The organism is Testudinibacter sp. P17/SS/0325, from assembly GCF_053570765.1.
Genome location: NZ_CM131635.1, coordinates 807936 through 829092, shown reverse-complemented (window position 1 = coordinate 829092; position 21157 = coordinate 807936). Strand labels below are relative to the sequence as shown.

General features: G+C 46.0%; 20 protein-coding genes. 18 read left to right on the top strand and 2 right to left on the bottom strand.

What is annotated here, in order from left to right; all coding sequences use genetic code 11:
- Positions 1 to 110: 110 nt before the first annotated feature.
- Entirely contained in the window at positions 111 to 740 is a 630-nt protein-coding gene (rsmD, locus tag ACWA50_RS04010) for a 16S rRNA (guanine(966)-N(2))-methyltransferase RsmD (protein WP_431054031.1), read from the bottom strand.
- A gap of 34 nt (positions 741 to 774) precedes the next feature.
- On the opposite strand from rsmD, the gene ACWA50_RS04005 reads away from it, so the two are divergent.
- The 4 genes from ACWA50_RS04005 (at position 775) to tkt (ending at position 5644) form a co-directional block, all read left to right on the top strand.
- The gene (locus ACWA50_RS04005; RefSeq protein WP_431054030.1) at positions 775 to 1131 is read left to right on the top strand and encodes a hypothetical protein; all 357 of its coding nucleotides are present in this window, start codon (positions 775 to 777) and stop codon (positions 1129 to 1131) included.
- Positions 1121 to 2521, top strand: a complete 1401-nt coding sequence (locus ACWA50_RS04000; RefSeq protein ID WP_431054029.1) for a chloride channel protein — start codon at positions 1121 to 1123, stop codon at positions 2519 to 2521. Before ACWA50_RS04005 ends, ACWA50_RS04000 begins: the two co-directional genes overlap by 11 nt.
- A 23-nt stretch (positions 2522 to 2544) precedes the next feature.
- Positions 2545 to 3519 carry a tRNA dihydrouridine(20/20a) synthase DusA gene (gene dusA, locus ACWA50_RS03995; protein ID WP_431054028.1) on the top strand — a complete coding sequence of 325 codons (975 nt, stop codon included), beginning with the start codon at positions 2545 to 2547 and terminating at the stop codon, positions 3517 to 3519.
- 130 nt (positions 3520 to 3649) lie between these two features.
- A complete protein-coding gene (gene tkt, locus ACWA50_RS03990) occupies positions 3650 to 5644 on the top strand; it encodes a transketolase (RefSeq protein ID WP_431054027.1) in 1995 nt (664 codons plus the stop codon).
- 47 nt (positions 5645 to 5691) lie between these two features.
- Here the strand turns inward: tkt and yqfB are convergent, their stop codons facing one another.
- A complete protein-coding gene (gene yqfB / locus ACWA50_RS03985) occupies positions 5692 to 6006 on the bottom strand; it encodes a N(4)-acetylcytidine aminohydrolase (RefSeq protein WP_431054026.1) in 315 nt (104 codons plus the stop codon).
- A 208-nt stretch (positions 6007 to 6214) separates the two neighbouring features.
- On the opposite strand from yqfB, the gene ACWA50_RS03980 reads away from it, so the two are divergent.
- The 14 genes from ACWA50_RS03980 (at position 6215) to ACWA50_RS03915 (ending at position 21098) form a co-directional block, all read left to right on the top strand.
- Positions 6215 to 7489: a four-carbon acid sugar kinase family protein gene (locus ACWA50_RS03980; protein ID WP_431054283.1), complete on the top strand. Its 1275-nt coding sequence runs from the start codon at positions 6215 to 6217 to the stop codon at positions 7487 to 7489.
- Positions 7490 to 8485, top strand: a complete 996-nt coding sequence (gene pdxA / locus ACWA50_RS03975; protein ID WP_431054025.1) for a 4-hydroxythreonine-4-phosphate dehydrogenase PdxA — start codon at positions 7490 to 7492, stop codon at positions 8483 to 8485. It begins immediately after the preceding gene.
- Positions 8486 to 8523: 38 nt separating this feature from the next.
- Positions 8524 to 9399: a dihydrodipicolinate synthase family protein gene (locus ACWA50_RS03970; protein ID WP_431054024.1), complete on the top strand. Its 876-nt coding sequence runs from the start codon at positions 8524 to 8526 to the stop codon at positions 9397 to 9399.
- A 12-nt stretch (positions 9400 to 9411) separates the two neighbouring features.
- Positions 9412 to 10389 (top strand): hydroxyacid dehydrogenase, encoded by a 978-nt coding sequence (locus ACWA50_RS03965; protein ID WP_431054023.1) that lies wholly within the window; start codon positions 9412 to 9414, stop codon positions 10387 to 10389.
- A 19-nt stretch (positions 10390 to 10408) separates the two neighbouring features.
- On the top strand, positions 10409 to 11572 hold the full coding sequence (locus ACWA50_RS03960; protein ID WP_431054022.1) for an iron-containing alcohol dehydrogenase: 1164 nt from the start codon (positions 10409 to 10411) through the stop codon (positions 11570 to 11572).
- Between the two features lie 47 nt (positions 11573 to 11619).
- A complete protein-coding gene (locus ACWA50_RS03955; RefSeq protein ID WP_431054021.1) occupies positions 11620 to 12096 on the top strand; it encodes a tripartite tricarboxylate transporter TctB family protein in 477 nt (158 codons plus the stop codon).
- A 12-nt stretch (positions 12097 to 12108) separates the two neighbouring features.
- Positions 12109 to 13608, top strand: a complete 1500-nt coding sequence (locus ACWA50_RS03950; RefSeq protein WP_431054020.1) for a tripartite tricarboxylate transporter permease — start codon at positions 12109 to 12111, stop codon at positions 13606 to 13608.
- A 21-nt stretch (positions 13609 to 13629) separates the two neighbouring features.
- Positions 13630 to 14613 (top strand): tripartite tricarboxylate transporter substrate binding protein, encoded by a 984-nt coding sequence (locus ACWA50_RS03945; protein ID WP_431054019.1) that lies wholly within the window; start codon positions 13630 to 13632, stop codon positions 14611 to 14613.
- A 358-nt stretch (positions 14614 to 14971) separates the two neighbouring features.
- The gene (locus ACWA50_RS03940; protein WP_431054018.1) at positions 14972 to 15961 is read left to right on the top strand and encodes a TAXI family TRAP transporter solute-binding subunit; all 990 of its coding nucleotides are present in this window, start codon (positions 14972 to 14974) and stop codon (positions 15959 to 15961) included.
- A gap of 26 nt (positions 15962 to 15987) precedes the next feature.
- Positions 15988 to 17856, top strand: coding sequence for a TRAP transporter permease (locus ACWA50_RS03935; protein ID WP_431054017.1), 1869 nt, complete (start codon positions 15988 to 15990; stop codon positions 17854 to 17856).
- Between the two features lie 35 nt (positions 17857 to 17891).
- Positions 17892 to 19064 carry a sialidase family protein gene (locus ACWA50_RS03930; RefSeq protein WP_431054016.1) on the top strand — a complete coding sequence of 391 codons (1173 nt, stop codon included), beginning with the start codon at positions 17892 to 17894 and terminating at the stop codon, positions 19062 to 19064.
- Between the two features lie 25 nt (positions 19065 to 19089).
- Entirely contained in the window at positions 19090 to 19557 is a 468-nt protein-coding gene (locus tag ACWA50_RS03925; RefSeq protein WP_449343115.1) for a YhcH/YjgK/YiaL family protein, read from the top strand.
- A 4-nt stretch (positions 19558 to 19561) separates the two neighbouring features.
- Positions 19562 to 20248 (top strand): SDR family NAD(P)-dependent oxidoreductase, encoded by a 687-nt coding sequence (locus ACWA50_RS03920; RefSeq protein WP_431054014.1) that lies wholly within the window; start codon positions 19562 to 19564, stop codon positions 20246 to 20248.
- Positions 20249 to 20342: 94 nt separating this feature from the next.
- Entirely contained in the window at positions 20343 to 21098 is a 756-nt protein-coding gene (locus ACWA50_RS03915) for a DeoR/GlpR family DNA-binding transcription regulator (RefSeq protein ID WP_431054013.1), read from the top strand.
- Positions 21099 to 21157: the final 59 nt, after the last annotated feature.

The following is a 21157-nucleotide window of genomic DNA, read 5'->3' as shown; positions in this document are numbered from 1 at the left end:
CATACGCCGTTCATCTTATGCAGTCAATCTTTTTATTTGTAGTTTTTTGAAATTACAAAAATGGTGATCGTATAATATTGAAAAATGCCTTCTGATTACATTACTATTTTTTATATCCCATTCCGATACAACCGAAAACACACCTCGCCGCCGATTTTCTCTTTCAGCAGTTGCCAATTTGGCGGTACATTAATCTCGCCCAGTTGCTTTTCGCTTTCAACATAAACCAAGGCGTCGGCAGCCAGCCAATTGCCGTGGTTTAATGCTTCTAAAGTCGGCGCAAGCAACCCTTGTTGAAACGGCGGGTCGAGAAACACAATATCAAACGGCGCATGCGGATTGCCATTGGCGAGCAGTTGCAGGGTGTTGCCTTGTTGGATTAAACCCTTGCTGCAATCCAGTCGTTGTAGATTTTGCTGCAACTGCTTGGCAGCGGCTTTGCCCAATTCGAAAAATTGAACCGCACTTGCTTGGCGCGATAATGCCTCAAAACCCAAGCTGCCACTGCCGGCAAAGCAATCCAGACAACGTGCGCCGACGATATACGGCATTAGCCAGTTAAACAACGTTTCTTTAATTCGGTCAGTAGTCGGGCGTAAGCCTTGGCTGTGCAACACCGGCAATTTACGCCCGCGCCAAAGACCGGCGATGATCCGCACTTCGCCTTTGTTTTTACTGGCGGGTGGTTTGCCCTGGCTTTTTTTGATGGCGTTAAACGCGTTGGCTTGCGGTTTTTTCATGATGGCGTTCCTTATAACAGAATGACAATAGTGTATGTCATTTCGCCGTAAAAAGGGATGTTTCCTTATCGAGCCGCTGATTTTTCAAACAGCCGTTAAAATTCGAGTACCCGGCACCGAATGTTTCAAAAAAATGTTTGAATCTATTCTGGTTACCTTGATTATTGCGGCAACCATTGTTTATCCGGGGAAAAATCCGCCCTGCCGAATTGTGATAAATGTTGCGGCTGCGACAACAGTAAAAATTGCCATTAAAGCGACATTCCACCCATCTCCAAGTGCGGTTTTGCTTATCCCATACCGCACTTGTGCTTTTAGCACTGTTTCTTACCGGTTTTTCAGTTATAATTTAGCTTTATTCAATCGGCTGAAAAAATCCCATGTTGCCTAATTTTTCTCATTTCCTGCGTAAAGTGCGGTTTTATCTACGGCATAAAACGCATCAAACTTGGCGTTTGTCGCGTAAAAGCGTGGAATTTGCCTGTCTGTTGATCGGTGCAGGCTGGGTGGCGTTGTTCTCATTGGGCTTTGCGTTATTGGCAGAATTAGGGTTGGAATGGAACGCCCACTGGGCGGCAAAATATCCGTTATTGGTCTGGCTGCTGTTGCCGCTCGGCATGGTCACGCTCGCTTGGTTCACCACCAAGTACACCCCTTATGTTTCCGGCAGCGGCATTCCGCAAGTGATTGCCAGCATTTCCTTACCGCACGGCGGCAACAAAACCCGCCTAGTCGCCTTCGGGCAAACCTTATGGAAAATTCCGCTCACCTTTTTCGCCATGTTGATCGGTGCTTCGGTCGGGCGCGAAGGGCCGTCGGTTCAAGTCGGCGCGGCGGTGATGTTGGCATGGGGCAATTTTTGTCGTAAACACAATTTGGCATTCAAAGGCTTAAGCAGCAACGAATTGATGGCAACCGGGGCGGCGGGCGGTTTGGCTGCCGCGTTTAACGCGCCGCTAGCCGGCGTGATTTTCGCGATTGAGGAACTGGGACGCGGAATGCTGCTGCGTTGGGAACGGCTCGTACTGCTCGGCGTCTTGGCGACGGGCTTTATACAAGTGGCGTTGATGGGCAACAATCCCTATTTTCCGCAGTACAGCGGCGCCACGGACGTACCGCACTTGTATCTTTGGGTCTTACTCTGTGCCGCCGTATGCGGCTTTTTCGGCGGTATCTTTGCCCGCTTATTGGCGAAAGGTTTGGCGACATATTCCCCTGCGCGTTGGCGCGGTTGGATTCGGCGCCATCCGTTATGGATCGCCGCCCTGCTGGGAGTGGTTTTGGCTGCATTAGGCAGTTACTCGAAAGGCGCGACCTACGGCACCGGTTATGATGTGGTCACCCATTTATTACATAACGCACCGTTGTCTATCGAAGGCTTGGGCGTTGCCAAATTATTTGCCACGGTGGCAACCTATTGGGCAGGGATCGCCGGCGGGATTTTCACCCCGGCACTGACCGCCGGCGCGGCTTTGGGGGCACAAATTTGGGAAATGACCGGCGGCGCAGTCGATCAACGCTTGTTAGTCTTGCTTTCCATGGCGGCGTTTTTAGCGGCGGCAACCCAATCACCGGTCACCGCCAGTGTGGTGGTAATGGAAATGACCGGCAGCCAGCCGGTGCTATTTTGGTTGCTGGTGTGTTGCTTATTGGCGTCGTTGGTTTCGCGCCAGTTCTGCCCGAAACCGTTTTACCATCTTGCCGCCAGCCGCTTTCGGCAACGGATTCAAGAAGAGAGCAACAAAGCCGCCGCCGTCACGCAAACCAATCAACCGACTTAAACGACAGGATATTTATTTACTTTATGCACACTCACTACCGCGCCCGTTTTTCGGTCGCCCCGATGTTGGACTGGACCACGCGCCATTGCCGCTATTTTCACCGCCAGTTCAGCCGCCATGCGTTGCTTTACACCGAAATGATTACCACCGGTGCGATTATTCACGCCAAATACGATCACCTGCTTTACGATCAAGGCGAACAGCCGGTGGCGTTACAATTGGGCGGCAGTGATCCGGCGCAGCTCAAACTTTGTGCGCAAAAAGCCGAACAATACGGCTATAACGAAATCAATCTGAATGTCGGCTGCCCGTCGGATCGGGTGCAAAACGGCTTTTTCGGCGCGTGCCTAATGGCAAAAGCCGATTTGGTGGCGGATTGCGTGGCGCAAATGCAAAGTGCGGTTTCGATTCCGGTGACGGTGAAAACGCGGATTGGGATTGATAATCTCGACAGTTATGACTTTCTGTGTGATTTTGTACAAAAAGTAAATCAAGCCGGTTGTCAGGAATTGACCATTCACGCGCGCAAGGCGTGGCTGTCGGGGCTGAGCCCGAAAGAGAACCGTGAAATTCCGCCGCTGGATTACGCACGGGTTTATCAACTGAAACGCGACTTTCCGCAGTTAAAAATCGCCATTAACGGCGGGATTAAAACCCTTGACGAAATGTTACGCCATTTGCAGTTTGTCGATGGAGTGATGGTCGGGCGCGAAGCCTACCAAAATCCAAGTCTGCTCGGATTTATCGATCAAACGTTGTTCGATCCGCAAAGTGCGGTGGTGACCCCGCGTCAGGCGGTGGAAAAAATGTTGCCGTATATTGAAAAAGAACTGAGCGCCGGCACGCATTTAAACCATATCACGCGGCACATGGTCGGGGCATTTCAAGGCTGCAAAGGCGCCAAGCTATGGCGGCGTTACCTCAGCGAAAAGGCGCACAAAACAGGTGCCGGCGTTGAGGTGGTCGAAACCGCACTTTCATTGGTCGAAGAAGTGTGAGATCGATCACAAAAAGTTTTTGAAATTTAAGTCATTGAGATTATCTATCCACATTTATCCCCAGATTGGTGTAAACTCAACAAACTATTTTTTGGCAAATAATTATTTCTATTTTGAACAGGAGAATCACATGGCTTCACGCAAAGAATTGGCAAATGCGATCCGTTTTTTAAGTATGGACGCCGTACAAAAAGCAAAATCCGGACACCCGGGCGCACCGATGGGCATGGCGGACATTGCCGAAGTGTTATGGCGCGATTTTTTAGTGCATAACCCGACCAACCCAAGCTGGGCAAACCGCGATCGTTTCGTGCTGTCGAACGGACACGGCTCAATGTTGATCTACAGCCTGTTGCATTTGAGCGGCTATGATTTGTCGATCGACGATTTAAAACAGTTCCGCCAACTGCATTCCAAAACCCCGGGACACCCGGAATACGGCTACGCACCGGGCGTGGAAACCACCACCGGTCCGTTGGGACAAGGGATCACCAACGCAGTCGGTATGGCGCTGGCGGAAAAAACCTTAGCCGGGCAATTCAACCGTGACGGTCACAACATCGTTGATCACCACACCTATGTCTTCTTGGGCGACGGCTGTTTGATGGAAGGGATTTCGCACGAAGCCTGTTCTCTTGCCGGTACGCTGGGCTTAGGCAAACTGATTGCCTTCTACGACGACAACAATATTTCGATTGACGGTCATGTTGACGGCTGGTTCACCGACGACACGCAGAAACGCTTCGAAGCCTACGGCTGGCAAGTAATCCCTGCGATTGACGGACACGACGCGGCACAGGTGAAAAGTGCGGTTGAACAAGCGCAAGCGGAAACCGGCAAGCCGACCTTGATTATCTGTAAAACCATTATCGGTTACGGTTCGCCGAACAAATCCAACTCCCACGACAGCCACGGCGCACCGTTGGGTGACGAAGAAATCGCCTTAACCCGCAAAGCATTAAACTGGGCGCACGCGGCATTTGAAATCCCTACCGAGATTTACGCCGAGTGGGACGCAAAAGCCAAAGGACAAGCGGCGGAAAAAGCCTGGGATGAAAAATTCGCCGCTTACCAAGCCGCTTATCCCGAATTAGCCGCAGAATTCAAACGCCGCGTGAACGGCGATCTGCCGGCAAACTGGGCGGCGGAATCACAAGCCTTTATCGAAAAATTGCAAGCCAATCCTGCCGCCATCGCCAGCCGTAAAGCCTCACAAAACGCGATTGAAGCCTTTGCGCCATTATTGCCTGAATTCTTAGGCGGTTCAGCCGACTTGGCAAGTTCAAACTTAACTTTATGGTCGGGTTCAAAACCGATCCGCGCCAATATCGTGGATGGCAACTACGTCAACTACGGCGTGCGTGAGTTCGGCATGTCGGCAATCATGAACGGCATTGCCTTACACGGCGGTTTCATTCCTTACGGCGCAACTTTCCTGATGTTTATGGAATACGCCCATAATGCTGTGCGTATGGCGGCATTGATGAAACAACGCGTGCTGTTCGTTTACACCCACGATTCCATCGGCTTGGGCGAAGACGGTCCGACCCACCAGCCGGTCGAACAAACCGCCGCATTGCGCTTGATCCCGAACCTGCAAACTTGGCGCCCTTGCGACCAAGTGGAATCGGCAATTGCGTGGAAAGCGGCGGTTGAGCGCAAAGACGGCCCGAGTGCAATGATTTTCACCCGCCAAAACTTAGCGCAAATGGAACGCAATGCGGAACAGCTAGCCAACGTCGCGCGCGGGGCGTATGTGTTGAAAGATTGCGACGGCACGGCGGATTTGATCTTGATTGCCACCGGTTCTGAAGTGGAACTGGCGGTGAAAGCAGCGGAACAATTGAGCGCGGAAGGTAAAAAAGTACGCGTGGTTTCAATGCCGTCCAGCAACGTGTTTGACGCGCAAGATACCGCTTACCGTGAATCGGTGTTGCCAAGTGCGGTGACCAAACGCGTGGCAATCGAAGCCGGTATCAGCGATTTCTGGTACAAATACGTCGGCTTCGACGGCCGTATCATCGGCATGAACAGCTTCGGCGAATCCGCTCCGGCCGATCAACTGTTCAAACTGTTCGGTTTCACCGTGGAAAACGTGGTGGCGAAAGCGAAAGAAATTTTATAATTTCGCCTTAATCACAATGAGATCCCTGCTGTTCGGCAGGGATTTTTTTATTTCACCAATTCGTACTCTAAAACCCAAAGTGCGGTTTCATTAGGATAAATTTCGCTGATTACCGTTTTCAGCGCCTCCAGCGTCATATTTTCCTGCCGGGCGTGTTCTTCGTTTAATTCGTCAAAACGAATGGCATTGACGGACAGAATCCGAATTTGTGCAAACCAGCGTTGGCTTTCGTAAGTCAACACATCAACCACCGAGTTCGGCTGATAGTGGCTTTCGCTCTGATCGCGAATCGTAATGGTCTTACTGCCGTTGAGAATATTGGTTTCAAAACGTTCGAAAAAGGTGATTTGGGTTGGTGTCATTTGGGGTTCCGATAAAAATAGATTGTTATATTTTATGCAGAATCCAATAGAAAAACAAACTTATAAGGCATACTTAAAAAAATAATATTTGATTATTTTAAATCAAAAAGATTGCAAATAATCAAATTTGTGATCTGGCACAAAGTTTTAGCCGGATGTTCTCGCTATAATCCTTCACATCCAGAAACAAATGAGGCGATTGAGCAGAATGAAAATGTTGGTGATTGCAGACGACTTTACCGGAGCCAATGATACCGGCGTTCAGTTTTGCAACAAGCAAGCCACGGTCGATGTTGCATTAAACTGGCAAAACAAAGGCCACCCGGCACAAGCCGATGTGATTGTTGTCAATACCGACAGCCGTGCACTCCGCAGCCAGCAAGCCGCCGAACGGGTAAGTGCGGTTGTTGCGGCTTACCAAACCGCCGCACTCACAATTTATAAAAAAACCGATTCCACCCTGCGCGGCAATGTCGGTGCCGAGCTAGAAGCGGCGCTGAATGCCTCCGGCAGGCAGGCGGTTTTTTTCTGTCCGGCATTACCCGACGCCGGAAGAACGGTACGAAACGGTATCTGCTATCTTGCCGGCGTACCGCTGACTGACACCGAATTCGCAACCGATCCGAAAACGCCGATTTATTCTTCGCGCGTGAGTGAAATTCTCGCCAGCCAGACCGCACTTCCGATTATTGAAATAGAATTGGAAATGTTAAGAAGTGCTGACTGCATGGATTATCTGCGGCAAAAGATGGCGCAATCCACGCAATGCCTGTTCACTTTCGATGCGGAAAAAAATCAAGATTTTGCATTAATCAGCAATATAATCAAGCAAATAGATGAATCATATATTATCGCCGGTTCGTCGGGATTAGCTGCTTTTTTGCCCGACACGCTCTATCGTGAATACGTCGACAGCTCCGCGCTATTGTTTGTGGTCGCGTCAATGAGTGAGGCTAGTGCGAAGCAAGCCGAATACCTGCTGGAGCGGAATTTGGCACAGTTGATTGAAGTCAAAATAGAACCGCTTTTGACGGATAACGGCTATCGCAGTCGGCTAATCGATCAACTTTACGCACAACTTACCGACAAGCAAACCGTCCTGTTCAAAACCGACAGCAGCCAACAAGCGCGACAAGGTATCAACGCGTTATGCAAACAACTGACGTTAACCAGGGCACAATTGGGTGAGCGAATTTGCTCATTATTATCCGACATAGTAAACACCACGTTACAACGAATCGACCACCGCCTTGCCGGCTTGGTTCTCACCGGCGGCGATATTGCGATTGGCGTGGCGCAAGCGTTGCAGGCGGAACACTACCGTATCGCCGGAGAGATTGAAAGCGGGGTGCCATTCGGCTATTTGCCGCATACCGCACTTCACGACATCCCGATCATCACCAAAGCCGGGGGATTCGGTTCCCCGGGCGTTTTTGAGAAAGTCATTAATTTTATTCGGAATACACCAAATAAGGAGCGTTAAATGAAACCAGTATTAGGCATTACGATGGGAGACGCGGCAGGTATCGGCCCTGAAGTGATCATTAAGGCCTTGGAAGATAAAAGAATCTATGAATTGGCTCGCCCGGTTGTGATCGGTGATAAAAAAATCATGCAAAGAGCCTTAGCAATTGTTCACTCTGCCTTAAAACTGCGGGTGATTGAGCAGATCGAAGATACCAAAAGTGAATTCGGCACCATTGATATGATTGATCTGGATAATTTACCGGCAGATTTGCCGTTCGCCCAAGTGGATGCCCGCGCCGGAAAAGCCGCTTACGAGTATGTCGAAAGAGCGGTTGAATATGCCATGCAAGGCAAAATCCATGCGATTGTCACTGCTCCATTGAATAAAGAGGCGTTACACGCCGGTGGAAAAATGTTCCCCGGTCATACCGAAATTCTCGCCTATCTGAGCAAAACTAAAGATTTCTCCATGTTGTTAGCCAGCGAAAAACTGAATGTCATTCACGTCACCACCCATATCCAACTGCGCCAAGCCTGTGATTTGGTGAAAAAAGAGCGCGTGATGAAGGTTATCCAGCTTGCCGATGAAAATATCAAAATGCTCGGTTTCAAACAACCGAGAATTGCCGTTGCCGGTTTGAATCCGCATGCCGGTGAAAACGGCATGTTTGGCGACGAAGATGAAAAAGAGATCGCACCGGCAGTGAAAGAAGCGCAAGCGCAAGGCATTAATGTGATCGGGCCGATCGCGCCGGATACGGTATTCCACCGCGCGGCGAATTTGAATGAGTTCGATATTGTCGTGGTGATGTATCACGACCAAGGTCATATCCCACTCAAATTATTAGGCTTCGATAGCGGCGTGAATGTCTCGGTCGGCTTGCCGTTTATCCGCACTTCGGTTGATCACGGCACCGCCTTCCCGATTGCCGGTCAAGGCATTGCCGATAGTCGCAGCATGACCGAAGCACTCTATTTAGGCGCCAAAATGGCAAATGTGAAATATGCCTAATCACAACAAGTTATGTTAAATCACATGAGGAAATTATTATGTTTAAACCAGAAGGCATTATCGCTCCCGTTTTAACCAGTTTAGATGAAAACGAAAAATTTAATCCGGGTGCTTATAAAGAATTTATTGAATATCTGATCAACGCCGGAATTCACGGGATTTTTCCGTTGGGTACCAACGGCGAATTTTACGCCTTTAACCGGCAAGAAAAATTGGACGTGATCAAAACCGCAATCGAAGCGGTTAACGGTCGCGTGCCGGTTTATGTCGGCACCGGTTGCGTCACCACCAAAGAAACGATCGAATTTTCCAAACAAGTAATGGATTTAGGTGTCGATGTCCTGTCGATTATTTCGCCTTATTTTGTCTCGGTTTCACAAGATGACCTATATCGTCATTTCAGCACTATTGCGAAAAACGTGGCGGCGCCAATTCTGCTGTATAACATTCCGGCACGCACCGGCAACAATATCGACTATAAAACCCTGAAAAAACTGGCTGAATTTGACAACATCATCGGGATCAAAGACAGCAGCGGAAACTTCGATAATTCACTGAAATACATTGAGAATACTGATCCGCGTTTAAGCGTGATGGCGGGCAATGACTCCTCGATTCTTTGGACGTTACTGGCTGGGGGCACCGGCGCAATCAGCGGCTGTTCCAACGTTTTCCCGGAACTGATGGTTGAAATCTACGAATACTGGAAACAAGGCGATTTCGAAAAAGCCAATACGTCACAGAAAAAAATCCGTGATTTCCGTAACGTAATGCAAATGGGCAATCCGAACTCAGTGGTGAAACGCGCGGCGCAACTGCGCGGTCATAATGTCGGCCCGGCACGGGAACCGTCAAACTGCGCAAATCCAACCATTGATCAGGCACTGCAAGCAGTCTTTAAATTGTACGAATAACGAGGAAACACAATGAAAAAAGTCGTTATTTCCCATCGCTTACACGATGATGGCATGGCAATTTTAGAACAAGCGAATACGAAAATTGCGATTACTAATGATGGCTCTCCGGCGGCAATGCTGCCGGAGTTACTCGATGCCGACGGTTTGATTATCCGGATCGGTTCGATTGATCGTCAAACCATGCTGCAAGCAAAGAATTTAAAAGTCATTGGCAGACCCGGTGTCGGAGTTGATGATGTTGATGTTAAAACCGCAACCGAACTGGGGATTCCGGTCGTGATTGCGCCGGGCGCAAACACGCGATCCGTGGCGGAGCACGCTTTTGCCCTGATGTTTGCCTGCGCAAAGGATTTGATCCGCTCTGATAAAGAAATGCGCAAAGGCAATTTTGCTATTCGCAGCAGCTACAAAGCCTATGAACTGAACGGCAAAACATTGGCGCTGATTGGTTATGGTCGGATCGGTTCGATTTTGGCACAGATGTCGAGCGCAATCGGGATGCAAGTCAAAGTTTATGATCCGTTTGTGAGCCGGGAAACCATTGAAAAAGAAGGTTACTTCTATTGTTCTCAGTTAGATGAAGCCATCAAGCAATCTCACGTCATTTCCATTCACGTACCGCTCACTCCCGAAACACGCAATTTAATCGGCGCACAAGAGATCGACTGGATGTCGGCGAACACGATTCTGATCAATTGTGCCAGAGGCGAGGTAGTTGATGAAGCGGCATTAACCGTCGCCTTGGAAAAAGGGCTGATCCATAGCGCAGGTTTGGATGTGTTTGCTTCTGAACCGGTAGACACCACCGCCCCGTTATTTGAATTAGATAATGTCACCGTTTCGCCACATATGGCAGGGCAAACCAAAGAGGCGGCTTCCGGAGTGGCAACAATGGCAGCCGAAGGCGTACTTGCGGTGCTCAACGGTGAACGTTGGGAAAACGTTTGTAATCCGGAAGTGTATAACCATCCGAGATGGAACAAATAAACAACAAGGAAACAACAAAATGTCAGGTATTTATTCTTTATTTAATCCAAGCAAAGTAATCGGCGGCGCAGGTTCTATCACACAAATCGCCGACGTTGCCCAAGGCTATAACGCAAAAAACGTAGTGCTCATTACCGATACCGGTGTGTTTAAAGCCGGTTTAACCGCCAAGCCGCAACGGATTCTAGAACAAGCCGGCATTGCCGTGCATATTATCAGCGATGTACCACCGGAGCCGCCGCTGGAAGCGGTCAATCATATTTTCAATGAAGCGGTGAAATTCAATGCGGATATGGTGATCGGTATTGGCGGCGGCAGTGCGATGGATACGGCAAAACTGGTCGCATTAATGCTACGTAATCAGGATATTTCGTTAAAAAAAGTGACCTCCGGCCAGAAAAAATTTATCCAACGCAGTCTGCCAACCTTAATGGTGCCGACAACCTCGGGAACCGGTTCCGAAGCGACCCAAAACTCAATTGTATTGGATACGGAACAAGCACTCAAAATCGGGATTGTCGATGAAAAATTGGTGGCAAGCAGCGTCATTTTAGATGCGGAATTGACGCTCGGCTTACCGAAAAGCATTACCGCCAACACCGGTATTGATGCGTTGTGTCATGCCATCGAATGCTATATCTCTAAAAAAGCCAGCCCGTTCAGCGATATGTTCGCGTTAAAAGCCATTGAACTGATTGCACAAAATATCCGCACTGCGTTCAATGACGGAAAAAATATAACCGCGCGTGAAAATATGTTACTAGGCTCGTTTTTAGGCGGTGCCTGCATTGCAACGTCGAGCACCGTGGCGGTACATGCGCTTTCTTACCCGCTCGGCGGTAAATATCATATTCCACACGGACTATCCAATGCGATTTTATTAGCCGATGTGATGAAATTCAATCTACCGGTTTGTACCGAAAAATTTGCTAACGTTGCACAAGCAATGGGCTTAGATTTGCAAGGCTGCACACAACAGCAAGCGGCTGAAAAGATGATTGACGAGCTGTATGCGTTAATCCGCGATTTAGAGATTAAATGTGATCTAAGTGCGGTCGGAATTAATGAAGAAATCTTAGATGAATTGGTGGATTCGGCATTTAAGGTCAGACGCTTATTGGATAATAATCCGCGGGAGATGACTAAAGTCGATATTTTAGCCATTTATCAAAAGTTACTATAACCGCTGTTTAAAATATTAACAATGCTGATATTGTACTAGGAGGAAATATGAAAAAATATTTCTCAAACCAAAACTTTATGGCCGGGTTTATCTTTTTCTTCGTGGCTATTTTGTATTTGATCAGCTCATTTTTTATCAACACGAAGAATGTTGTCAGTGTAGAAGCAGATTTTATGCCTAAAATTTATGGCGGTTTATTATTAATAACCTCCATAGCATTAATGCTGACATCTTATATTAAAATAAAAGATAGCCCGGTAAAAAAAGAGAAAAAACAAGCGGATTGGAAAAGAATTTTTGCCATATTGGCATTGATATTTGTTTATATTCTTTTGATTCAATACGTAGGGTTTGTTTTGGTATCCATGCCATTTCTCTTTTTCCTTGCCCTGATGTTGACACCGGATTATATTCAAAAAAGATTATGGATATACATTATATTTTCTATTATGTTGCCAATCATTGCCAATTTTTTATTTAGTCATTATTTAAACTTAACTATGCCATCCGGTATTCTCTTCTAAAGGAAATGAATTATGTATGATTTATTATTACAAGGATTTTCCACCCTATTAACTGTCAGTGGAATGATCTGTATGATAGGCGGAGTGTTTATTGGCATTATCTTTGGTTCTGTCCCCGGATTATCTGCCACCATGGCGCTCGCCCTATTTTTACCGATTACCTATGCGATGGATCCGAATACCTCTATCATTTTATTAATCGCACTCTACATCGGCGGTATTTCCGGAGGATTAATTACTGCAATCTTAGCGGGTATTCCCGGCACGCCATCATCCATAGCAACCTGCTTCGACGGTTATCCCATGACCAAAAAAGGTCAAGCGTTCAAAGCTCTCGGTGTTGGCGTTACCTTCTCATTTCTAGGTACTATTTTTTCAACGGTTGTCTTGGTTTTCCTGTCACCAATATTGGCTAAAATCGCGATAAAATTCGGTGCTTATGAGTATTTTGCCGTTGCATTATTTTCATTAAGTATGCTGGTTGGCTTATCCGGAGACAATATTTGGAAAGGGCTTATTTCCGGATTAATGGGGTGTATGTTTGCAACCGTAGGCATGGACAGTATTTCATCGGTTAATCGCTTTACTTTTGGTTCGGAAGAAATCGCCTATGGCTTTGATGTCTTACCGGTTTTAATCGGTTTATTTGCAATAACCGAAATTATTTCCAAAGCAGACACGGTGAAAACAGAAAGAAATAATATGCAGGTGATTGCCGCAATTAAAATTGTCAAAGGACTTGGTTTCTCAATCAAAGAGTTTTTCGGGCAAATAAAAAACTTCTTGCTCTGTTCATCATTAGGCACCGCAATCGGTATTTTACCGGGTATCGGAGGAGGTGCAGCCAATGTGATGGCTTACACCGTATCCAAATCGACCTCCAAATATCCTGAAAAATACGGCACCGGAATTATGGACGGTTTGGTTGCATCCGAATCTTCGAATAATGCTGCTATCGGCGGCGCTTTGGTACCCTTGTTGGCACTGGGTATTCCCGGAGATACCGTTACCGCCATTTTACTTGGCGGATTAACATTACACGGTATTGTGCCCGGACCACTGATGTTTACTGAAAATGTAGGCACTGTTTATACTATTTTTGTTGCGATGTTTGTCGGTGCCATTATCATGTTTTTAATGGAATTTTATGGTTTGCGCCTTTTCACCAAAATTTTGGCTATCCCAAAACATTTCTTACTACCTGCTATTTTTCTGTTTTGTATCATCGGGGCTTTCGGGGTGAGAAATAATTTCTTTGATGTTTGGGCAACCGTCTTATTCGGCGTGATCGGCTTTACATTTTTTAAATTATCTATTCCGGCCGCACCATTTATTTTAGGATTTATTATCGGCCCGCTTGCCGAAGTTAATTTAAGACGGGGATTGATGTTCTCCCGCGGGGATTTTTTTGAGTTTTTCAGAGCACCTATCGCATTAGCATTTTTCATCATGACTGCTATCGTTATTATTTTTGCCGTCAGATCACAAATAAAGAAAAAACATATCAACTAATATATCACAAGGAGATTTACCATGAGGAAAATATTCAGTTTATTTATAACCGCGGCTTTAGGAATGTTTATCGTTGGATGCGATAAAGACAGTAAAAATGCGGAGACTTCTACAGATTCTAATAGCTGGCCCAATAAAAATATCACCATTATCGTACCCTTTAATGCCGGCGGTGATACAGACTTCCATGCGCGTAATCTGGCTAGCCACTTAGAAAAAGAATTGGGTGTCACTATTATTGTTAATAATGTTTCCGGCGCAAATGGTAATGCCGGCATGCGACAAGTCGTCAATGCCAAACCAGACGGTTATACCGCCTTATTCTTTCATGAATCGATGTTAACCAATAAAGTGGTTGGTACGGCTACCCAAGCACACGAGGCACTGTCTCCGGTAGCGGCGACCATTGTTGATGATTCATATGTTATTGCCGTTAACGCAAACAGCAATATGAAAAATTTGGATGATTTAGTTACCGAGGCCAAAAAAAGACCGGGTGAACTGATTTATGCCTCTTCCGTTGGTGGATATTCATATTATCTAGGCAGAGTGTTTGAACAATTAGCCGATGTCGACTTCAATATTGTTGATGCCGGTGGCGGAACAGATAGAAATGCAGCTTTACTGGCAGGTAAAATTGACATTAACGTTAATCCTTATGGCGTAATGAAATCCTATTTTGATTCCGGTGATTTTATTCCTTTGGCAGTGATTAATAAAAACCGTAACAAACTGTTCCCGGATGTTCTTACCGCCAAAGAACAAGGATATGACTGGTTGGCAGAAAGATATTACTTCTTAAGCTTTCCAAAAGGCACAGATAACGAAATTGTGGCCAAAATGGCAAATGCCATTCAGAAAGTAACCGAACAACCGGATTTCCAGAAAAAAACCGAAGAGGCTTATAGTGTTTCTCCGACATTTGTCGGCACACAAGAGCTGATCAAACATTTAGACAGCACTCTTCAATTATTTGAAAATAATAAAGATCTAGTCAATAATTAGCACTTATTATTCTAATATATGCCTCTTATTCTCCGGAGGCATATATTTTCATGCCGAGTATACACACTCACGAACTTAACCAGAGTCCGCTTTTTTGTTCCACTCTTTACACGTAAAGCCAACAAAAAGAGATCTACATCACATTAATGTGATTTATTTTAATCATTGTGATTATTTGAGAGCTGGATCTCATATTTAATCATCATTATAGGGTATAAAACCCTATAAGTTGATTGAATTAAATCAATATGATTCAAGTTTTGCATAAAAGGGGGCTCACTCGAAAAAACTTCGCCTTTCTTAATCAATTACTTTACCCGCAACTTTTTTAGTTAATTTTATTTAGAGGATACAGACCATGTTAAAACTGAAACATTCACTAAAAATTGCCTTAACCGCTCTGTTCTTTACCGGCGTTGCCCAAGCCAGTGTTGAATCCACCATCATCTCCCAACCACCGGGCAATGGCTGGTACACCTATGGCACCTCATTTAATCGTTTAGTGCCTGAAGCGACCAATAATGAATATAAAATCAAGTTAATTCCTCGTGGGGGCGGCATGACCAATCCGGTGGTAGTTAACGATAAAAAAGCCGATTTCGGATTCGCAACCTCAAATGCAATTGTTTGGGCGAGAGACGGGTTAACCGACCTCTATAAAGACAAGCAAAATAAAGATCAACGCTTGGTTTTTGGCAATATGCAAGAGGCCTATACCATCATTGTTGCACGCAAATCATGGGTTGAACAAACCGGTAATGATACTTTAGAAAAAATTATCAATGCCGATAAAGTGGTCATTGCAACCAAACCGACCGGTTCCCAAGTGCCGATCATTGCCGATTTTATTTTCAAAGCGCTGGGCACAGACTTTGAAAGTATGAAAGCCAAAGGTAAGGTCGTTCAAATCAGCAGCGGACAAACCAGCCAAATGCTAAGAGACAATACGATTGATGTCTACATCGATAATGTGCCTGCCATGCACCCGAATTTGACCGAAATGACCCTGACAAATGATGTCGTATATATTCCATTTCCACAAAATGTATTGGACGCCTTGGCTGAAGTCGGATTGCCGACCGGCACCATGCCAAGCGGCACCTATAAAGGGCAAGAACAGGATTATATCAATCCGGTCAGCGCAACAGTATTTATTACCAACGCCAGTGTTGCCGATGATACTGTTTATAACGTAACCAAGGCTTTGGTGGAAAAACAACAGCAACTTAAAGAGGCTCATGCTCCGTTGAATTATTGGAAACCGGAATTAATCGCGCAAAATGCTGCTTGGTTCGAATTACACCCGGGCGCCGCAAAATATTTCCGTGAGCAAGGTTGGATCAAATAAGCATTTTTTAATCTATAGGTATCAATATGAAATATGATCTCTTTTTGAAGATATTAGCTTCCATCCTTGGGATTTTCTATATCACATTTTTATTGCAGCAATTCTTTGTGCCAATGTCACCATTGGCGGCTGCCAGTATCCATGTGTATATGGCGACTGCTTTAGTTTTTTGTTTCAGACCATTGGAATTAAAACAAAACCAATATTTAGGGCGGGCAATTGATTTAATTTGTATCGGGTTAACATTATACATTTGTTACCACTACTATATTTCAATTCCAAGATTGGAATCCCGTTTAGAAATGATCGATGATGTTTTATTCGCGGATAAATTCGCTTTTGTTGCCGGTTTAGCGATGTTATTCGAAGCGGTAAGACGTTCAGTAGGTTTCTCACTGTTATCCGTCGTGATTATTTTCGTACTTTATGGGTATTTTGGACCCTATTTCCCGGGATGGACGGCTTTCGAAGGATTTTCTCTTGATACCATGACAGAATTAATCAGCATGCAAACCGAAGGTTTATTCGGTATCACTGCCAGCACTGCGATTAACTTTGTGTTTTACTTTGTGATGTTCGGCTGTGTATTCACCATGACCGGCGGCGGCAGTGTCTTCATTGATTTAGCAATGAAAGCAACGGCGCCGCTACAAGGCGGTGCTGCCAAAATGTCATTATTGGGCTCCGCCTTATTTGGTATGGTCAGCGGCTCCGCCGTTGCCAATACCACCTCAACCGGAGTACTAACAATCCCGATTATGACCCGTTCCGGCTATAGCAAAGAGCAAGCGGCGGCAACCGAAGCCATAGCCTCTACCGGCGGACAATTAATGCCGCCAATCATGGGGATTGCCGCTTTTGTCATGTCCGATATGCTAGGCATTCCTTATGTGGAAATCGCTGCCGCCGGCTTAATTCCCGCCGTGGCATTTTATTTTGCATTATTTGTAATGGTTGACCTCCGAGCCAGAAAAAGCGGCGTCGGTAATATCTCCATCAAAGAACTAAAAATCGAACCGATCTTACCAAGAATCCACTTATTGATTTCACCGCTATTACTCATCATTGCGCTAATCGCCGGGTATTCTGCACCATATGCCGCCTTTGTCGGTTCCATCGTTGCGCTATTAGCCCCGTTATTACGTAAAAGTACCCGTTATAGTCTGAAAACCATCTATCCGATAATTATTGATACGGCAAAACAGATGGCTTGGGTTTCCGTTCCATTGGCTTCGGTCGGTATCATCATGGTCGTGGCAACCCAATCCAATCTCGCGTTTAAGTTTGTTGAAATCTTAAGCGAAGTCGGTACCGGCAATTTATACTTATCACTGATTATGGTCATCTTTGGCTGTATTATCATGGGCATGGGGTTACCAACCGTCGCCGCTTATATTATCGGTGCGATAATCTTTGCACCGGCGTTAATCGATTTGGGCGTCGATCGCTTGGCTGCCAATATGTTTATAATGTATTACTGCGTCCTTTCCATGGTAACGCCGCCTGTCGCACTCTGTTCCTATGCCGCGGCGGCAATTGCCAATAGTAACTCGTCCAAAACCGGTATGATCGCATTTTCTTATGCCCTCGTGATTTTCCTAATCCCATTCAGCTTTATTACCGATCCGGTTGTACTCTGGCAAGGCAGTATTGGTATGATTTTAATCGCCTTCTTCGGAATGCTGGTTGCTACCCTATGTTGGGCAATTTTCCTGCAAGGTTGGATGAAGAAAAATCTGAATATGGTTGAACGCATAATCTTCTTGGCCATCAGCTTAGGTATTGTGTTGGATAATTCCGGTACCGCACTTTGGTATACCTGCCTGCTGTTTGCTTTCGGCATGATACTTTGGTGTTGGAAAAGTGCCGTGCCTAAAAAACCAGTAGTTGCTTAATTTATTTGTAGCAAAAGCGTAAAGGAATAATGAATATGAACCAAACAACAGAAACCGTCGTTGCCAATGGACTGATTGAATACGGTAGCAATCCCGATGTCGCTACCGCCATAATCCCGGTGCAATGTCCGCAAAACCATGCTTCGAATTTATTTGAGTTGCCAAATGGCGATTTGCTGTGTACATGGTTTGGCGGCACGCAAGAGGGGATTGCGGATATTTCTATCTTTCTTTCCCGCTTACCGAAAAACAGCCAACAATGGACAAAACCGCAACAATTATCCAATGATACATCAAGATCAGAGCAAAATCCGCTCCTCTTTCTCGATCCGGATAATGTATTATGGTTACTATGGACGGCCCAAAAATCGGGCAATCAGGATACCGCCATAGTCCGTTATCGCCAATCGACTGATTTCGGTGAAACCTGGGGCGAGATTGCGGTTTTATTGGATAAACCCGGCACATTTATTCGTCAGCCAATCACCGTGCTGGTAAATGGTGATTGGCTTCTGCCGGTTTTCTACTGCGTCACTCAGCCTGGAGAAAAATGGGTTGGCAATAATGACTATAGTGCGGTAAAAATTTCCTCTGATAAAGGAAAAACCTGGCGCGATGTACTGGTGCCGGACAGTGTAGGCTGCGTGCATATGAATATCACGCCGTTAAAAAACGGCTCATTAATCGCTCTGTTCCGTAGCCGTTGGGCAGATTATATCTATAAAAGTATCTCATCCGACGGCGGTAATAGCTGGTCATCGCCGGAGCCGACCGCACTTCCCAATAATAATTCGTCTATTCAGGCAACCACATTAAAAAACGGCGATCTCGCATTGGTTTTTAATAATTCCAGTGCATTAAATGCTTCGGAAAGACGTCTTTCACTGTATGATGAAATTGAAGACGAAGATGACGGATTAACCGAAAACACCGGGCAAAGTGCGGTTTCCCCGCAAGGGAAAGCCGCTTTCTGGGGTGCGCCGCGTGCGCCGATGACGTTGGCTATTTCAAAAGATAACGGCGAAAACTGGATTATTGTCAGAAATCTGGACGAAGGCGACGGCTATTGCATGACCAACAACTCACAGGAAAAACTCAATCGGGAATTTTCCTATCCGAGTATTATCCAAGGTAAAGACGGTGTTTTGCATATTAGCTATACCTATTTCCGGCAAGCAATCAAATACGTACGGATAAATACGCTCTAGCGCGTATTTATCAGGAGAATCTATTATGATCGGTGGCAACCTGAATTCATTACACAGTGCCGGGCTACCCGGCATTTTAACCACGTTATTGGCGAATCCCGGGCTATCTTTAAATGCATTATCCGCCAAACCCGACGGCAGATACCAACCTGATGGTGCAGAATGGTTTTATACTATCAATGTCTCTGAAACCAGCCCAAGAGAATCACGGCATACCGAATTACATCAACGCTATGCCGATATACAAATTGTGTTGCAAGGCGAGGAAATTATTCACTATTCCCTGCTCGACTGCTTAGCCGAAGAAAAAGAGGAAAAAAAGCCCGATTTCTTTATTCTTACGCAGCCAAAACTAACACAAGCGATCCATTTGACGGCCGGAGATTTTGCGGTATTTTTGCCGGGTGAAGCCCATCAGGCGCTCTGTATGGTGAACCAACCGGGCAAGGTCAGGAAAGCCGTATTTAAAATTCCTGCAAAAATGCCGGGGTAGCGCAATGCATACTAAAAAACATGCGGTTGTTACCGGCGTCAGCTCCGGAATCGGTAAAGCGATTCTGGCGTCTCTGCTACAAAACGGTTGGCGAGTCACCGGGTTAAGCCGGCGTCCGCCAAGTGAAAATTACCCTGCCGAATTTCTGTTTCAGAGTATCGACTTAAACGACACGGCGGCATTAAAACGCTATTTACAGGGTATTGCACATGTAGATGCCGTCATCCATGCCGCCGGCAGCATGACAGCCGCTGGTCTGGGTCAACTGGATGAAGAACGTAGCCGACAATTATGGCAGCTGCATGTCCATGTTGCTGAAATATTGGCGAATACCTTGCTTCCTAAATTACCCCGAGGCGGCAGAATTGTACTGATTGGCAGTCGGACATCGAAGGGGATGGCGGGCCGCTCACAATATACCGCAACCAAAGCGGCGTTAGTGGCAATGGCGAGAAGCTGGGCCGCCGAACTCGCGCCAAAAGGTATCACGGTTAATGTTATTGCTCCGGGAGCGACGGATACCCCAATGTTAAAGCAGCCGAATCGCCAAAGTTCCGCACCAAAACTTCCCCCGATAGGTCGTTATATTATGCCTTCTGAAGTTGCGGATTATGTCGACTATCTTCTTTCACCGTCCGCGGCGGCAATTACCGGGCAAGAGTTAATGATCTGTGGCGGAGCATCATTATAAAATGTTGATTATTTTATCTTGTATCTAACACATTGGTGTTAGAATGTTATAACAATAAATCTTTACCTTATAAATCAACATTCAGGAATGTATTATGCCAAAAGAAAGAGCGGAAAAAATAATATTATTTCTTAAAAATCATAATATTGCGACTGTCGAGCAATTGGTCAAAGTCACAGATTCTTCCCCGGCGACGATTCGTCGCGATCTGATTAAACTCAGTGAAGAAGGGACTATTCTCCGTACTCACGGTGGCGTGAGCCTGAATCAATTCATTCCTTTCCAACCAACAACTAACGAAAAACTCGCCAAACAAATTTTGGAAAAAGAAAGAATTGCCGAATATGCTATGTCGCTGATTTCTCCCGGCGACTCTATCGTGCTGGATGCCGGCACCACAACCCTGTGTATCGCCAAGAAAATCGCCCATATGCCGTTGCGGGTGGTCACCACCGACTTACACATTGCCCTGCTGTTATCGGAATACAAGCAAATCGAAATTATCGTCACCGGCGGCAGAGTGGATAACAGCAGCCAATCCTGTATCGGCAACTATGGTCAAGAAAGCTTACAAAAAATTTATCCGGATCTCGCTTTTGTCAGCTGTAATTCCTGGAGCATGGAAAAAGGCATTACCGCCCCCACCGAGGAAAAAGCGTTTTTGAAAAAATGCTTGGTACAGAACGCAAAGCGCAAAGTGCTGGTCGCCGACAGCAGTAAATACGGAAAATATTCTTTCTTTTGTGCGACACATTTAAACGAACTCACCGATATCGTTACCGACAGCGCGCTAAGTGCGGTACAACAGCAAGAAATGCAACAGCGAAACTTCAATTTAGTGATGGTCTAAATTGGTTTATTTTACCCCAATCCCCGATGTAAATTTATTCATCGGGGAATAGCTTATTT

Excerpts from the sequence above, each read along its gene's own strand:
- rsmD (WP_431054031.1), bottom strand. The coding sequence starts at position 740 with ATGAAAAAACCGCAAGCCAACGCGTTTAACGCCATCAAAAAAAGCCAG.
- ACWA50_RS04005 (WP_431054030.1), top strand. The coding sequence starts at position 775 with ATGTCATTTCGCCGTAAAAAGGGATGTTTCCTTATCGAGCCGCTGATT.
- ACWA50_RS04000 (WP_431054029.1), top strand. The coding sequence starts at position 1,121 with ATGTTGCCTAATTTTTCTCATTTCCTGCGTAAAGTGCGGTTTTATCTA.
- dusA (WP_431054028.1), top strand. The coding sequence starts at position 2,545 with ATGCACACTCACTACCGCGCCCGTTTTTCGGTCGCCCCGATGTTGGAC.
- tkt (WP_431054027.1), top strand. The coding sequence starts at position 3,650 with ATGGCTTCACGCAAAGAATTGGCAAATGCGATCCGTTTTTTAAGTATG.
- yqfB (WP_431054026.1), bottom strand. The coding sequence starts at position 6,006 with ATGACACCAACCCAAATCACCTTTTTCGAACGTTTTGAAACCAATATT.
- ACWA50_RS03980 (WP_431054283.1), top strand. The coding sequence starts at position 6,215 with ATGAAAATGTTGGTGATTGCAGACGACTTTACCGGAGCCAATGATACC.
- pdxA (WP_431054025.1), top strand. The coding sequence starts at position 7,490 with ATGAAACCAGTATTAGGCATTACGATGGGAGACGCGGCAGGTATCGGC.
- ACWA50_RS03970 (WP_431054024.1), top strand. The coding sequence starts at position 8,524 with ATGTTTAAACCAGAAGGCATTATCGCTCCCGTTTTAACCAGTTTAGAT.
- ACWA50_RS03965 (WP_431054023.1), top strand. The coding sequence starts at position 9,412 with ATGAAAAAAGTCGTTATTTCCCATCGCTTACACGATGATGGCATGGCA.
- ACWA50_RS03960 (WP_431054022.1), top strand. The coding sequence starts at position 10,409 with ATGTCAGGTATTTATTCTTTATTTAATCCAAGCAAAGTAATCGGCGGC.
- ACWA50_RS03955 (WP_431054021.1), top strand. The coding sequence starts at position 11,620 with ATGAAAAAATATTTCTCAAACCAAAACTTTATGGCCGGGTTTATCTTT.
- ACWA50_RS03950 (WP_431054020.1), top strand. The coding sequence starts at position 12,109 with ATGTATGATTTATTATTACAAGGATTTTCCACCCTATTAACTGTCAGT.
- ACWA50_RS03945 (WP_431054019.1), top strand. The coding sequence starts at position 13,630 with ATGAGGAAAATATTCAGTTTATTTATAACCGCGGCTTTAGGAATGTTT.
- ACWA50_RS03940 (WP_431054018.1), top strand. The coding sequence starts at position 14,972 with ATGTTAAAACTGAAACATTCACTAAAAATTGCCTTAACCGCTCTGTTC.
- ACWA50_RS03935 (WP_431054017.1), top strand. The coding sequence starts at position 15,988 with ATGAAATATGATCTCTTTTTGAAGATATTAGCTTCCATCCTTGGGATT.
- ACWA50_RS03930 (WP_431054016.1), top strand. The coding sequence starts at position 17,892 with ATGAACCAAACAACAGAAACCGTCGTTGCCAATGGACTGATTGAATAC.
- ACWA50_RS03925 (WP_449343115.1), top strand. The coding sequence starts at position 19,090 with ATGATCGGTGGCAACCTGAATTCATTACACAGTGCCGGGCTACCCGGC.
- ACWA50_RS03920 (WP_431054014.1), top strand. The coding sequence starts at position 19,562 with ATGCATACTAAAAAACATGCGGTTGTTACCGGCGTCAGCTCCGGAATC.
- ACWA50_RS03915 (WP_431054013.1), top strand. The coding sequence starts at position 20,343 with ATGCCAAAAGAAAGAGCGGAAAAAATAATATTATTTCTTAAAAATCAT.